This is a genomic window from Pedobacter jaeyakensis (assembly GCF_054461315.1).
Window position 1 is genome coordinate 2973726 of the sequence record NZ_CM136921.1, and the last position, 15365, is coordinate 2989090.

Genomic DNA, 15365 nt, shown 5'->3' on the forward strand with positions numbered 1-15365 from the left:
ATATTTATCCCTTCTGAATTTAATACCTATGACCAGCAACAAACAATCAAATGAACAATTTCTTTCAGGTGGTGGGGAAATGGGCGAACTTATCCGTTCTATGGATTGGTCCAAAACCCCACTCGGCCCAATTGAGTCATGGCCGCAAAGTTTACGAACGTCTGTAAGTTTATGTTTGTCTTCCACATTTCCTATCCTTATAGCCTGGGGAGAAGATACTATTCAGCTCTACAACGATAGTTACAGACCGATTTGTGGTGCTAAACACCCGGAATCTATGGGTATGAATTTTAGAATTTGCTGGGAAACTGCACTGGAAGTTGTTGGTGATGCATTTACCCGTGGTCAGCAGGGAGAAGGTACATACATCAAAGACCAAAGGATGTTTCTGGATAGGTTTGGATACTTAGAAGAAGCATTTATGACATTTTCTTTTGCACCCATAAGAGATGAAAGTGGTGGTGTTGGCGGTATCTTTCATCCAATTACGGAAACAACAGAGAAGATACTCAGTGGACGCCGCACTCAAGCAATCAAAGATATTGCTGCGGCGATCGGCAAAGCCAAATCTACAGAGGAAATGGCTACATTAACCAGTGAAAAGTATGTTGAATTTGCTGCTGATTTGCCATTCTGTTTGATATATAGACACAATAATGCAGACGGCAATGCTACTTTACTTGGTGCAACGGGACTTCCTGAAGGTTCTGAAATTACGCCTAAGACACTGAACTATGAAGAAAACTCAGTTGGCTGGCCGTTGTATGAAGTATTAAATACAAATCAACCATTTATAGTTGACGACCTGCAAGCTCGCTTTGGAGATTTTTCCTGTGCACCTTACGAAGAGCCGCCACGTAAAGCCATTGTTCTCCCCTTGAAGATATCCGGACAGGAACAGTTGTTCGGATATATCGTTGCAGGAGTAAGTTCAAGAAGGGCATTAGACAATGATTACTTAAATTTTTACGAACAACTCTCTGCTACCTATCACACTGCTGTTTCTAACATATACGCTTACGAACAGGAACAAAAACGGGCAGAAGCCTTGGCAGAGATTGATAGGTCTAAAACAACTTTCTTTAGTAATGTTAGCCACGAGTTTAGAACTCCTCTAACCCTTATGCTGGGGAACTTAGAGGAGTTATTGAGTAAAGATAATTTAAGCTTTGATCATAAACCAGCTATTGATGCGACACACCGAAATGCGCAAAGATTATTAAAATTAGTGAATAATCTGTTAGACTACAGTCGTGTAGAGGCTGGCCGTGTTCAAGCGATCTACCAACAAATAGATCTATCAGAATTTACGGCAGATTTAGCCAGCTCATTTAGATCACTCATAGAAAAAGCGGGCATGGAGTTGGTTGTAGATTGCGAAACGATCCATCATGATGTGTATGCAGATCATCAAATGTGGGAGAAGATTGTGCTTAACCTGATATCAAACGCCTTTAAATATACTTTATCCGGGACAATTACCGTCAGCTTAAAGCAATTGGATAATGAAGTGCTTTTAAGTGTAGCAGATACAGGTGTTGGTATTCCAAAGAAAGAATTACCAAACATGTTTGACCGATTTCACAGGGTGGAAAATAACGCTGGCCGAACACATGAAGGATCCGGCATCGGTCTTTCTCTGGTAAAGGAATTGGTTTTATTGCATTCTGGTACAATTTCCGTTGAAAGCATTGAAGGATCAGGAAGTACATTTTTCGTCAAAATCCCTATAGGAAAAGATCATCTGCCTGAAGCTCAATTGAGTAAGATACACGCTAAGAAAGAATCACCGTCATTACTTGGCGCTTTTTTAAATGAAGCAAGCAATCTTTTAACAGATTCTGACGAGCACCTTTCACCAGAAGGACAACCTTTTTCAATGCCAGATGAACAATTTCACGAGGAATCTCAAACATTGTCTTCTATACTCGTTGTTGATGACAATGCAGATATGAGGGATTATCTGAAACGCCTGCTAGCGCCTCACTTTTTGATTACAACCGCAGTGAATGGTCGCGACGCCTTAGATAAAATATCCTTGATACGGCCTGATGTAATTTTAAGTGATGTGATGATGCCGGTAATGGATGGCAAAGAAATGCTAAAATACATCCGGAGTAATCCGAAATTGGTAAGCGTACCTGTTATTTTCCTATCAGCGCGTGCCGGTGAGGAAGCAAAAATAGACGGGTTGGAATCTGGTGCTGACGATTATTTGGTGAAACCATTTTCAGCCGTCGAATTGTTGACGAAACTAAAAGCACAAATAAAAATCAGCAACTCCCGTAAGGAGTTGGAAAAAGTTTCTACCACCCTGGCACTTGCTATGGAGGCAGCAGGTATGGGTACATGGACCTTAACTATCGCTACGGGTGAATTGAACATATCTGAAAGATCAAGAATTATACATGGAATTGCTGGTGAAGAATACCTGGATTATTTTAAAACATCCACATTAATTGAAGAACCTTACAGGAAAATTGTGCTTGATGCGATACAATACGCTGTTGATCATCATACCACATTTGATGAAGATTACCGCATTCAACCGGCGGATGGAAGCAAACCAAAGTGGTTAAATACCCGTGGTCAGGCTGAATATGGAGAGTCTGGAGAAGCGGTAAAGGTAATTGGGACAATTTTAGACATCACAGAAACGAAGGAAGATGAGGAAAGAAAAAATGATTTCATCGGCATGGTTAGTCACGAATTGAAAACACCGCTAACCTCGCTCAATGGTTTCACCCAAATCCTCCAAAACAGAGCGAAAAAGAACAATGACCAATTCACTTTTGATATGTTGGAACGCGTTGTTCAGCAAGTAAAGAAAATGAGTGGTCTAATTAATGGTTTCTTAAATCTTTCCAGACTGGAGTCCGGTAAAATACACCTGAATAAAAAGGAATTTATACTCAATGAGCTGGTGGAGGAAGTAACGGCAGAGTCTCAATTTGGAACAGAGACACACGAAATATCATATGATGAGTGCGATGCTGAAATCAGAGTTTATGCAGATAGAGATAAAATAAGTTCCGTGATTTCTAACTTGATTAGCAATGCAGTCAAATATTCGCCGAAAGGTAAACATGTGACAATTAATTGCAAAATAGTAGCGGATAAGGTTCAGGTTAGTGTAAGTGATGAAGGAATGGGAATTAAACAGCATGATGCAGAAAAGTTATTTGAACGATTTTACAGAGTTGATAACCATTATACGACACATATTTCCGGATTTGGTATAGGCCTCTACTTATGTTCTGAAATTATTACAAGACATGAAGGCAGGATCTGGGTAGAAAGTGAGCTTGGCGTAGGATCGACTTTCTATTTTGAACTTCCGCAAGCATAATCCCGATAAGAATTGTGAAAATAGGAGCTAAAACTGAAAAGCAAGTTACTTTAACGTTCAGAGAACGGATCAACGCCTTAAAGAATTTACCTGAGTTTTTTAAGCTGGTTTGGCAAACCAGCAAATGGATGACCATTGCAAATGGTATTTTACGAATTTTCAAATCTGCAATACCACTTGTTATCTTATATGTAGGCAAACTCATCATCGATGAAGTCATTACGCTGAGCCATCATCCGGGGCAAGAATCAACGGTTTATCTATGGCAACTTGTGGCATTAGAATTCGGCCTCGCTATATTGTCAGATACTTTAAGTCGCGGAATTGCGCTAATGGATGGTCTTCTTGGCGACCTATTCTCAAACCATACTTCAGTCAAGATCATGAAGCATGCAGCCACGCTGGACCTTGATCAATTTGAAGATGCCGTCTTTTACGACAAATTGGAAAGAGCAAGGCAGCAAACACTTGGTAGGACTATCCTGCTCTCTCAAGTACTTAGCCAAATTCAAGACCTGATCACCATGGGTTTTCTAGCTGCTGGATTAATGGTTTTTAACCCCTGGCTGATCTTGTTACTATTGATTGCAATTGTTCCAGCATTTCTGGGTGAGTCTCATTTTAATGATAGAAGCTATGCATTGTCAAGAAAGCAAACTCCAGAACGAAGAGAGTTGGACTACGTACGTTTTTTAGGTGCTAGCGATGAAACCGCTAAAGAGGTGAAAATATTTGAGCTATCGGACTTTATAGTAGACCGTTACAAGGTTTTATCTTCTAAATTCTACCGTGATAACCAAAAGTTGGCCTTGCAACGGGCCTCTTGGGGAACTTTTTTTGCGGTTTTGGGCAGTGCTGGTTATTATGGCGCCTATGTTTTTATTATCGTTAAGGCCATAAATGGTAGTATTTCCATTGGCGATTTAACATTTCTGGCGGCTTCATTCAGACAAATGCGCAGCTTGTTGGAAGGTGTGCTCACGAGGTTCACAGTGGTTTCACAAGGGGCTATTTACCTTCAGGATTTCTTTGATTTCTTTAAGATACATGCTAAAATTAAACAAGTCCAATCTCCGCATCCATTTCCAAATCCTATAAAGACAGGATTCACTTTTAAAGATGTGGGTTTTCAGTATGTAAATTCAGAAAGGTGGGCAAATCGCCACCTCAATTTCACACTTGCCCCTGGGGAAAAGCTGGCATTAGTGGGTGAAAACGGTGCCGGAAAAACAACATTGGTTAAATTACTAGCTCGCTTATATGATCCGACGGAAGGTCAGATTTTGCTAGATGGTATTGATTTGAAAGAATATGATCTTGCAGAACTGAGAATGCATGTTGGCGTTATATTTCAGGACTACTTGCGCTACCAGATGACGTTTGCCCAGAACATCGCGGTAGGCAATATTAAAGAAAAAGAAAATAGAAGCTTAATTACTAAGGCGGCACAACTGAGCATGGCCGATCTACTAGCTGATAAATTACCGGACAAATATGACCAAATGTTGGGTAAGAGATTTGCGGATGGTGTTGAACTTTCAGGCGGAGAATGGCAAAAAGTTGCGCTTGCAAGGGCTTACATGAAGGATGCGCAGCTGCTTATTCTTGATGAACCGACCTCTGCATTGGATGCGCGCGCGGAATATGAAGTTTTTAAAAGATTTGCTGATTTAACAAAAGGCAGATCAGCTGTGCTCATCTCCCATCGCTTTTCAACTGTAAGAATGGCCGACCGCATTTTGGTATTGGAGAAAGGCGAATTGGTGGAGATTGGAACACACGAGGAACTCCTGAACAAAAAAGGCAGATACGCGGAACTGTTCGATCTACAGGCAATGGGTTACCGCTAGAAAATCACTTATCGCTCCATTTAACGCAGTTTAGACAGGTATGACGTAAATATGTCGTAAACAAGTCGTAATTCAATATTAATCCCCATATTACCTTTGCTATGTACAAAAAACGTTCAAACATGAAAAATACCGACTTAGCAAAACGCATCAAAGAATTAAGAGCTCGTAAAGGTATGAGCCAGGAAGAACTAGCAGAAAAGTCTCAACTGAGTCTTAGAACAGTTCAAAGAATTGAGGGTGGCGAAACGGAACCACGGGGTGATACCCTACAAAGATTGGCGGAAGCATTAGGCATCACGCCAGATGAATTGATAGACTGGACTGAAACCGAAGATAAAGGTTTTATTACCTTATTAAACTTATCGGCCCTTAGTTTTATCGCTTTTCCAATCTTAGGAATTGTTGTTCCATTGGCGCTATGGATGTTTAAAAAAGATAAGATTAAGAATGTTAACGAGACTGGAAAGAAGCTACTCAACTTTCAAATCTCCTGGTGCATCATTATCTCGTTGTTTTACCTGCTGCCCATCCTTTCGATGTTCTTTCCTTCCGCTGCCTCTGCTTTATTTGGGTGGCTTAAGTTTTCGAATATTGGAGAATTTGGATTGCTTGTAATTTCATTTCCTGCACTGTATTTAATCAATCTCCTTGTAGTGATTACTAATACCATAAGAAGCTACCAGAATAAGAAAGTATACTATCAACCAGCCGTTCCCTTTTTGAGATAAGAAATCTTTGCAATTAAACATTTTCTTGACTTGTCTGTTACACGAGTTGATCGTACCTTCATTTTATTAAACTTTAACCTATTATGAGTACTGAAAAAGCCATTCTCGCAGGCGGTTGCTTTTGGGGAGTAGAAGAATTAATTCGCCATCAGCCAGGAATTACATCAACAGTAGTTGGTTATACCGGAGGCGATGTTCCTAATGCAACATATAGAAACCACGGAACCCATGCCGAAGGCATAGAAATAACATTCAATCCAGAGGAAATTTCCTATAGGAAATTGTTGGAATACTTTTTCCAGATCCATGATCCAACCACCCGTAACAGGCAAGGAAACGATATTGGTACCTCCTATCGTTCTGCCATTTTTTATCTGGATGAAACTCAGAAAGAAACAGCAGAAAAGCTGATTGAAGAAATGGAAGCATCTGGTGTGTGGCCTGGAAAGATTGTCACTGAAATTGTTCCTGCAGGTGATTTTTGGAATGCTGAAAAAGAACATCAGGATTATTTGCAAAAGAACCCTTACGGATATACTTGCCACTTTGAAAGACCAGACTGGAAATTGAGCTAAGATTGTGCAAAGGCTATTGCTACTCTTGTTCTTTTTACCCATGCTGTCATCTGCCCAAAAGGCTTATGAGATGGTGTCTTATTCTGGGAAATTGAATGGGATAATCATAAAACTAAACTTAGCAGATGGCTACATTGGTGCTTCAGAGATTAAGATTAAAGACACAAAAACTGGTAAACCAGTAGTATATATTCCGGAATCAGGGACAGTCGGCGACAGTCGGCAATTAAAATTCAGCCCTTTAGGTACTACAAAAAGTGCCTCAAACGGCTATTTTATTTTAGAGAAAGTCGAGGACGTTTATGACGAATTGCCTGGCACTATTTCAGCTGATTATTATAAAGCGGGTAAAAGGAACCAGATTAAGTTTTATAAAGTTAAGTAATCCGTATGGCTATTAGTTTTTAAACTACAAGTAGATATTAGGTTTCAACATCTGCAATTGGCTTGGCAGTAAGTTAACTTTCCCATTTCACTAATACCATCCATTCTTTCCATTTGCCATCTATCTTATAATAAAAAGCGAGTGAGCCCTCCCCACAACGATTACCGCAATAATATCCATACTCAAAAACGCAAAGCGAATTATTCCTTAAGAATATTGGTTTACAAATCGTGTACGTTTGACTTCGGGTATTTTTTTGGGCATACTTGATCCTATTTTCATTTCTAACAAGCCTGCTGTTCCAGTTAATCGTGTCAAATAACTTCAAACACGCGTTCACTTTTTGCTTTTCCTGAGCTGTAAGCACTATAAAATTGTAACTCTCCTTACGTTTACGTCTATAAGATGCGCCAAGATCAGCAATTGTATCTTGACTAAAGATCTTGTTGTGAAATTCTTTTGTATTGGAGCTACTTTTACTTAAGTAATAATATTTGCTGTCATCCTCTGCCTCTCTTCCTTTGAAGAAATCTACGAGGAATTCAGCCTCCAACTTATTGGGTCTAATGGTTTTTAATATTGTAGATTTGACTTGTGTCTTTTTGGTGATAGTTTTATGGCTACAAGAAATTATAGATAAGACCATAAACAGTAACATTAAGTAAGTTTTCATTATTTCAATAATAGTCAACTTGCTGAATATAGCAATACTATCATTATCTTAGTTCAATGTTATTTAGAAAAACGCTACTCTACTTCGCTTTCTTTACATTATTCCTGGCGGGATGTAAGAAACCAAATCCTATCGTATTGGCCGGAATGCAATTCCAGCTTTTGAAAGTGGCATTTGACAATGTCAAATATAAGGAGACCACATGCCAATTCTATACTGATAGAGTAGAGATTTTCAGTTTTACGGACGCCAGAAAATGGTATGCTAATGTCATTATAGGAAACTACCAAATTAAAAGCAGAAAAATCAAAATGCCCTTCGGAGAATTTGATATTGCTCGTGCTAAAGACGGTTACTACCTTTCTAGAAAAGGTGGCTTAAAATACAAGCTTTTAGAACAAGGTGGCCCAAGAGCAACACCATATTAATAAACTAACTAGATGGCCAATAATTAAAAAATATCAAATGTCACAAATAAGCAAACTCAAACCAATCAAGACAATACACTTAGCATTTTGCGCTGCTGTGCTAACATTTGCTGCTGTAACAGCATTGACTGTTAAAAACAAAATTTATTTCGATGCATCACTAGATCAGAATAATGGACTTTACCCCTTATTCCCAATTCTGGCAATTGTATTTACTGTTATTGGATTATTCTTGTTCAATAGGCAAATCTCAGCAATAGACAATTCCGAAACATTCGACAGCAAATTCGTAAAGTACCAGACCGCATTTTTAGTGCGTTGCGCATTCCTTGAAGGCGCTGCTTTAATGAATATAGTTGGCTTCCTACTTACCGGTAACACAATATTTTCTTTAGCAGCGGCTATCCCATTTGCATTTTTAGTAAGGTTAAGACCAACAAAAGATAATGTCATTGAGCAGCTAAACCTGCAATATCCGGATACCGAAATAGACTAGGTTTACTTCAAGATGTTAATTTGCATTCTTTTTTAACCATTCAAGTCTTCTCTGGTCTGGCAAGTGCTTTACTTTGAAGCCTTCAAATTTAGCATTAAAGCCAGTGCCATCCGGACTGGCGGCCATTAACCCTACCATAACTGGAATATTATCTTGCAGATGCGCGTTCCGAAGCATCACATAAGTTTTGTCATCAAAGGAATAGAAGATTTCCACTGCGTCAAGTCGCCTAACTGCTTTTAGCCAAACAAATGACGGCGTTTTATCTAGAGGAGTTACACTCCAATCGCTGGTTTTATGCGTCACCACTGCGCTGATGTTATATTTACCGTCAACAAATTCAATTCCTGCTTTTATATAATTTTCATGATCGACGCGAAGCATCAAACCCATTTGATCAAAGCGGGCTTTATACGCTCCTATTATCTTAACCTTCACCTCAAATTCTCCACAATAGGTAGCATAGTAAAAAGGTGCATCATCAACCGTAAAACCATAATGAGAAATTCTCCAATAGTCACTTTGGGGTGTAACAAACATATTTAGTGCACCATTACTTATATCCCATTTCTCAGGTTCATTAAACCACTGCATCCTTTCCAAACTCTGAGCGTATCCAAATTGGAAATCCAATATTACCATCACAATTAAAATAAATTTCTTCATCTGTTTTCTAAACTAATAACCATGCTATATTTATAGGAACAAATGTATAATACTGTAAATGGGCAGTCAATACTGAAAAATAACCATATCTAAATGAATATTGCACATTCGCTAAACCAGACTTTACTAAACCAAGTGTTTACAGAGGACCAGGAAAAACCTTTATCACTTTCTCACTTTCAATATATCGCATTTATGTATGCGCAAATAGAAAGTTCTATAGCGGTTTTGAGCGACATGAGCACCAATAAGAGTTATTTATACAATGGTGCGGTGGCGAAAAAGCTAGCATTATCAGAAACCGATGCTAGATCAGAAATTGACTCCATTTGGGAAGATGAAATTCTCAATAGAATCCATCCTGACGATCTGGTAAATAAACACCTCATGGAATTACAATTTTTTAACTTCATTAAGGGTATTCCAGTTTCACAACGTGCAAACTATCATGTTAAAAGTATTATACGAATGCTGGATAAGAGTGGCGAATACATTTACATCAAACACAGAATGTTCTACATGGGTAGTTTACCAAATGGCAGCCTTTGGTTAGCGCTTTGCCTATATAACTTACCGGATGAAGAAAATACAATCCAAAAACCAGACCGTATCATTCTAAATTCCGCTACAGGCGAAATAATCAAAGCAAATGATGAAAAGACAAACAACATCTTGTCGCTCAGAGAAAAAGAAATCTTAAAATTGATAAGGAAAGGTAAAATGAGTAAAGAGATTGCCGCTGCATTTTCCATCAGTATCAATACCGTAAACCGCCATCGGCAGAACATATTGGGGAAACTGATGGTAAATAATTCACATGAAGCATGCCGCATTGCAGAATTACTGGCTCTTATTTAAACCTCTACTTATTTGCAGCTGCTATTTTCTTTCTTGCACTTCCAAAAGCTCCTTTCATGTCACTTCCTTCAAAACTAATGCTGTAACCAGCAGTTGCGTCTGAAGTATAAAATGATACTTTCGCTTTACCCTCTGCGTCAGTCATAATGTTCGGTTCCCAGAAAATCGTTGAACGATAATCTTCCTGTCCCTTATCTGTGCTGGCAACCGTATACTTCGGTGTGTAAAATTGCTGCTGAGACATTACCGGTAATGGCCTGTAATAGACCACATCATTATGAAGAGGTACATACCAGCCTTTTCCATTCGCGGTCGTGATCTCGATCTTAGCAAATTCCCATTCCTTGTATCCCGCAACCCCGTCAACAGTTTGTGCTGTAAATTTCTTACTGTAAATAATTTCAATTCCCTTGAAGGTGGCCATATTATATTGCGCAATAGCATCTTTTAAGTCGTCAACACTCCAATCTTTGTCCACGCTAAGCTGTAAAGGGCGGCCGTCAATATTGATATCTCCGTCTAGCAGTAAGTATTTACCAATTCTGATTGTCGGACTACCCGCTCTAATTTTATTTTCATAATCATAGATTACCTTGAAACCAGGTACTTTCAACTTGAGGAGTTGATAGAGGTTAGCAGCTCCAGATTCCTTTATATCAGCAGCATCGAACGCTAAATCAGACTTGCCCGGGCCATACGGATTTTGCGAGCCTTGTATAATCTTGGTCGCTTTAATACTTACTTCATCCAGTTGTAATCCATCTCCTACATAGCCCTCTTCTATTGCATTTTGTGCTGCTCTATTCGAATAATTCTTTAGCTGCGTACTGTCGCTGTTAACGTACCATGGCATTACTACGTTAGGTAATCCCCTTGGAAGTTTAGGTGCACGGAAACGGTCAACTGTAATCTCCCCAGTAGTCATTGTTTTGCCTTTTGCAGTTCTGGCCTGGATAAAGAAAGAACCTGTATCAATTTGAGGAAGATCTTTAAAAACATACCTTCCTGTAGTATCCGTAAAGGTCGTTTTAAGAAAGCTAGGCTTTTGAGAGGATATCAATACAGGCGCATTAGCTACTGGCTTATCCAGCAGGCTCTTTACAAGTCCGGTAATCCGATAACCATCCTCGACAGCGTACGGGATCTTTTTTGGAAATTTAAATACTGTCTTCCAGTCATAATCTGTCCAACCCTGAGTTAGCATTAGGTTATCCAGGTCAGCGGTAACGTTTTTACCGGTACCCAGATAATAAATAGGCGATTCAATAGTGCCTTTCAAGTCAGATTTCAATAATAAAGAAACAGCGATAGCATTGTTTCCTGCAGTGTCTGCTTTAACCTGGCTGTTATCAGTTACCGACAAAGAAAAGCTACCTTTCACTGGCGAACCGGTTCTATCTTTAACCAGGATGTTTACCTCAACAGGCTCGCGTTTTCCATACGAAGGCTTAGAAGTGGTTAGTGAAATATCCAGTTTCTCTTTATGGTTTATAAAAATAACACGTTCAATTACCGGTTGCGTACCCTTTAATAAAGTAAAGTGAGTCATTCCTGTTGGGAAAGTAGCTTTGGGTATGTTTAAGGTCGTGGCTTCCTGCTTCATCTTTGCAGAGTAATAAACCTTTCCCCGGGTAGTTCCGATCAAATAATAGGTACTATCCTTCACAAATCCTTCTTTAGTATTTGCAAGTTTTAAGGTGATAAATGCGCTCTCCTCAAGATTCTGAATCGTCATGGCTACCCCCTCTTTAGCTGCTTTTGGCAGTTGATAGGGCTTTTTTGACCCCGCCGGATTGGTAATCATAGCAGTATAGCTTTCGCCAGCTTCTGGCGTAAATTCAAATGAGCCCATACCGTTATGGGTAGCCGAAAAACTGCCGACAGCCTTTTCAGACCTATTAAAAATACTTCCTTCTACAAACACGCCCTTGCCATCTTCAGCAATGGCTTTGAATCCAATTACTGAACGTAAACCGGCCACCAGTTTGCCTCCCTCCGGCATAAACTGCAGATCAATCTTCTGTGTGCGATGAATCGTTAACGGTATTTGTAAGATTTGGTTCTTATCAGCTGGATGTAAACTCCTCACCTGAACCCGGATATTCCGGCCATTTGCACGCTGTTTCAACGTCCTGGTGAATTTAAGTGTGCCGTCAGATCCTGTTTGCAGTTTCTCTTTAGACAAGAAATTATCCCCCTCAAACAGTTGAACCTCCACATCTCGCAGGGCAACCGGACTCTTATCCATTCTCAACAGATTGAGGTTTACTTTCAATTCATCACTACTTGCAGTGCTGTCAATCTCCGCGGTAGATTTAACCAACCACCGGTCTCCACGCGGAACTCCAAGATAAAAGCGCTGACTAAAAAAACGATCTTCTGCAAAATTCTGCATCCAATTCGTATATGCCCTTAATGTATATCCACCCTCTTTGAAAATCTTTCCGGAAAGCGGAATCTGGGCCATTGCAACTCCATTCTTAATGGGCACACTAATTCTTCGTACCACTTCAGCACTATCGTTATTTAACTCTACCAATAACACTCCGCTAACTTTGGTGGCCGCTAAGCCTGGCCCACTTACCACATAACCTTTAAACCAAAGCGTATCGCCCACATTATAAGCTGTTTTATCTAAATGCAAGTAGGCCCTTTCTTCTGGTAGCTTGATACCCAAACTGTCCAATTTCAATGTTGCTAGACTCTTTTCGACCTTTGCAAATTCAGTTTGTTGAGTTTGCGGACCAGCCTCTACTTTGTACCTAAATACCTGTCTCCCTAAATCTCCATCCGCATTAATGCCTTCTACAACTACTTTGTAATTGCCAGGTCCATCCCCATTAAAATAGTTTAAGGTTGCCTTGCCGGTACTGCCAGTTTTAACATTGGCGTTCCAATATATGGTAGAACGAAGGTCTGGAATTGCGGCTACATTGCCCGGACCATCATACTTAGGCGAATAGAAGTCACGTACCTTATTAAAGCCTTTCGGACTCAAATTAACCACATTAGGGTTGTAAGATTTTTTAACGTAACCACTTTTGGTAACAATCAGTAAAGATGGATTGCCACCTAACATATTGATCAATGCCATATTGGTCCGAACCACATCAATCTTCCCTATGTCTGATGGATCAATCTGGTTATTGTCGAAAATATCACTAATTTCTTGCGGCTGCAATTTGCGACCGTCAAGATAAACGTCCATGGGTTTGTTTCTGCTGAAGGGATAATTTTGCACCTCTTCAGAAGCCTGAAACACCACTCCTTGCAACATCCCCTGCAAACAAAGACCTAAGGTTGCACAGCCGGCTGCATTTTTAAACATAAAGGTTTGATCGGCACTTCCCTCAGGTACTTTAAACATACCTTGCGTGGTGTACTGCTGACTAGCCCTTTTCTTAGCAGAAATATTTACTTCCATTAGTCGCTGGGTTCTGCCCATTCCACCCATTTTAACCAATAACTCATCTTGTTTCTTTAAATTCGCCACATAGGCTAACATAGAAGTCTGGAATACAACTGAATCAGAAGCCTTGGAAACGCGCTTCTTCAAGCCTACCTTGTCTACGGGGTCTAAAACGACCTCCAACTTATTGCTATTTTTGACGGTAGTGGCCTGAACTGTTAGTTTAATACTATCCGTAAGTACCATATTATCGAAACTAAACCTACCTGCTGAATCAGAAACAGCATCCATCATAATTCCAGACTTTAAGGAATATAGCTTTACTTTAGCACCTGGAAAAACTTTGTTGTTCAATGATTTAACCACACCAGATATGGAGGTACCCAATTGCTCAGCTTTAAACCTAGGTACGTTGGGTGTTGAACTAGTAATCTCTTTCCAGGTAAACCTGCGATAGCCCTGAGTCATCATCAAATCATCAAGTGCCTTGTTTACAACTTCTGTATTTGCGGTAAAGTAGTAATTAGGTTTTTCAATGAAACCCTTCAAATCTGATGTCAGCAATAGGTTAGAGAAAATCGTGCTCTCATCCGCATCATCAACTGGAACTTTACTTTCGTCAACTACGGAAATAGAAAAACTTCCTGAAGCAGCCTCGCCATTCTTGTTCCTGGCATTCAACTGGAGTTCAATTTTTTCCTTGCTTTTATAGGTTTGTTTTGGTGATGAAACCTCGATCTTCAATAAGTCTTTATTCTTTATAAAAGCAATCCGCTCATTTAGGGGTTCACCATTCTCGGCAAATAAGGTGAATTGAGCAATACCCATAGGGAATTCATTTTTCTTCAACCAAATAGATGTTCTTAAGCTGTTGATCGGCACGCTCATGGTAAATATCGACTCGCCGGCACTCTGCACAACCAAACTCACTGGAGTTGGATTTTGCTTAATCTCTTTCAACTTTGTATCTGATACATTAATCCGCACTAAAACACTATCGCCAGCCGGTTGAAATACTGCTAAAGCATAACCCTCGTCCACCGCTTTGGGCAGGGCGATAGTTGTTTCCTTTCCGTCAGGGGTGGCCACTTTTGCAGTATAGGTATGCGCTGCTTCCGGCCTTAACGTAAACTCACCAATTCCAGCATGCTCACTGGCAAAATCAATAACAGTTGTATTATTTTCATCCACCACAGTTCCCTTAATGGCAGCTCCGTAACCGGTTGGTGCCAGCGCTTTGAAAGCGACTTTTGTGATCACCCCATTGATAAGACTTCCGCCTTCAGGGAAAAATTGAATATCGTATCCTTGAGCTCCGTTCTTTTCAGCAGAGGCTGATGGTTTGGCTGACTTTCCTCCACTATTTGTATTTCCAGAACTAGCGCCCGGTTCGTAGGTCGAGCTACCCACCATAAACGTATGGTCGTAGAAATAATCCTCACCAGCGTTTCGCATCCACTGTGTGTAAGCCCGAATGCGATAATTACCTTCATGCCATTCATCTTCAAGTGCAAAATCACCCATCGCTGTACCAGCAGATACTGGCAACTTCAAAGTCCTCAAAATGGAATCCTTTTCGTTGATCAAGTCTACATATAAGGCACCGCTAAGCGCAGAAAGTTGATGGCGACTACCAACAGTAACATAGGCTTTAAACCAAACCGTGTCGCCGAGTGCGTAATAAGGCTTATCCATATGTAAATAAACTTTCTCAACCGGGTTTGTCTTAGCCCAAGTGGCCAAGGAGTTGATCAGGCGGTCTAAGGAATCTTCCTTTGGTATAAACGCAAGAAGTGCAATAATTGGAAGGGCAAAAATGGAACGGAGGGGTCGTTTAAGTTTCAAGCTAAATAAATTTGTTGTTCTAAGTAAAGGCAATTTACCACTTACAAATGGGGACAAGCAAGAAAAATATTTATCTTAGCTCATGAAATATGACCTACCA

General features: G+C 40.0%; 11 protein-coding genes. 8 read left to right on the forward strand and 3 right to left on the reverse strand.

Going from position 1 to position 15365, the window contains the following annotated elements; all coding sequences use genetic code 11:
* Nucleotides 1–28 precede the first annotated feature (28 nt).
* The 5 genes from ACXZ1K_RS13295 to ACXZ1K_RS13315 all read left to right on the forward strand — a co-directional run bounded on the left by ACXZ1K_RS13295 (nt 29) and on the right by ACXZ1K_RS13315 (nt 6890).
* The gene (locus ACXZ1K_RS13295; protein ID WP_458970153.1) at nt 29–3349 is read left to right on the forward strand and encodes an ATP-binding protein; all 3321 of its coding nucleotides are present in this window, start codon (nt 29–31) and stop codon (nt 3347–3349) included.
* Between the two features lie 14 nt (nt 3350–3363).
* Entirely contained in the window at nt 3364–5199 is a 1836-nt protein-coding gene (locus ACXZ1K_RS13300; RefSeq protein WP_458970154.1) for an ABC transporter ATP-binding protein, read from the forward strand.
* 122 nt (nt 5200–5321) lie between these two features.
* A complete protein-coding gene (locus ACXZ1K_RS13305; protein WP_458970155.1) occupies nt 5322–5930 on the forward strand; it encodes a DUF4870 domain-containing protein in 609 nt (202 codons plus the stop codon).
* Nucleotides 5931–6013: 83 nt separating this feature from the next.
* Entirely contained in the window at nt 6014–6505 is a 492-nt protein-coding gene (gene msrA / locus ACXZ1K_RS13310; protein ID WP_458970156.1) for a peptide-methionine (S)-S-oxide reductase MsrA, read from the forward strand.
* Between the two features lie 40 nt (nt 6506–6545).
* Nucleotides 6546–6890, forward strand: coding sequence for a hypothetical protein (locus ACXZ1K_RS13315; RefSeq protein WP_458970157.1), 345 nt, complete (start codon nt 6546–6548; stop codon nt 6888–6890).
* A 73-nt stretch (nt 6891–6963) separates the two neighbouring features.
* On the opposite strand, the gene ACXZ1K_RS13320 is transcribed toward ACXZ1K_RS13315, so the two are convergent.
* Complete coding sequence (locus tag ACXZ1K_RS13320; protein WP_458970158.1) at nt 6964–7563, reverse strand: hypothetical protein; 600 nt, start codon at nt 7561–7563, stop codon at nt 6964–6966.
* Between the two features lie 56 nt (nt 7564–7619).
* On the opposite strand from ACXZ1K_RS13320, the gene ACXZ1K_RS13325 reads away from it, so the two are divergent.
* The gene (locus tag ACXZ1K_RS13325; RefSeq protein WP_458970159.1) at nt 7620–7991 is read left to right on the forward strand and encodes a hypothetical protein; all 372 of its coding nucleotides are present in this window, start codon (nt 7620–7622) and stop codon (nt 7989–7991) included.
* Nucleotides 7992–8028: 37 nt separating this feature from the next.
* Nucleotides 8029–8487: a hypothetical protein gene (locus ACXZ1K_RS13330; protein ID WP_458970160.1), complete on the forward strand. Its 459-nt coding sequence runs from the start codon at nt 8029–8031 to the stop codon at nt 8485–8487.
* Nucleotides 8488–8502: 15 nt separating this feature from the next.
* On the opposite strand, the gene ACXZ1K_RS13335 is transcribed toward ACXZ1K_RS13330, so the two are convergent.
* Entirely contained in the window at nt 8503–9153 is a 651-nt protein-coding gene (locus ACXZ1K_RS13335) for a DUF1349 domain-containing protein (RefSeq protein ID WP_458970161.1), read from the reverse strand.
* A gap of 93 nt (nt 9154–9246) precedes the next feature.
* On the opposite strand from ACXZ1K_RS13335, the gene ACXZ1K_RS13340 reads away from it, so the two are divergent.
* Complete coding sequence (locus ACXZ1K_RS13340) at nt 9247–10011, forward strand: response regulator transcription factor (protein WP_458970162.1); 765 nt, start codon at nt 9247–9249, stop codon at nt 10009–10011.
* A 4-nt stretch (nt 10012–10015) separates the two neighbouring features.
* Here ACXZ1K_RS13340 and ACXZ1K_RS13345 read toward each other — a convergent pair whose 3' ends face one another.
* On the reverse strand, nt 10016–15265 hold the full coding sequence (locus ACXZ1K_RS13345) for a carboxypeptidase-like regulatory domain-containing protein (protein WP_458970163.1): 5250 nt from the start codon (nt 15263–15265) through the stop codon (nt 10016–10018).
* Between the last annotated feature and the right edge of the window lie 100 nt (nt 15266–15365).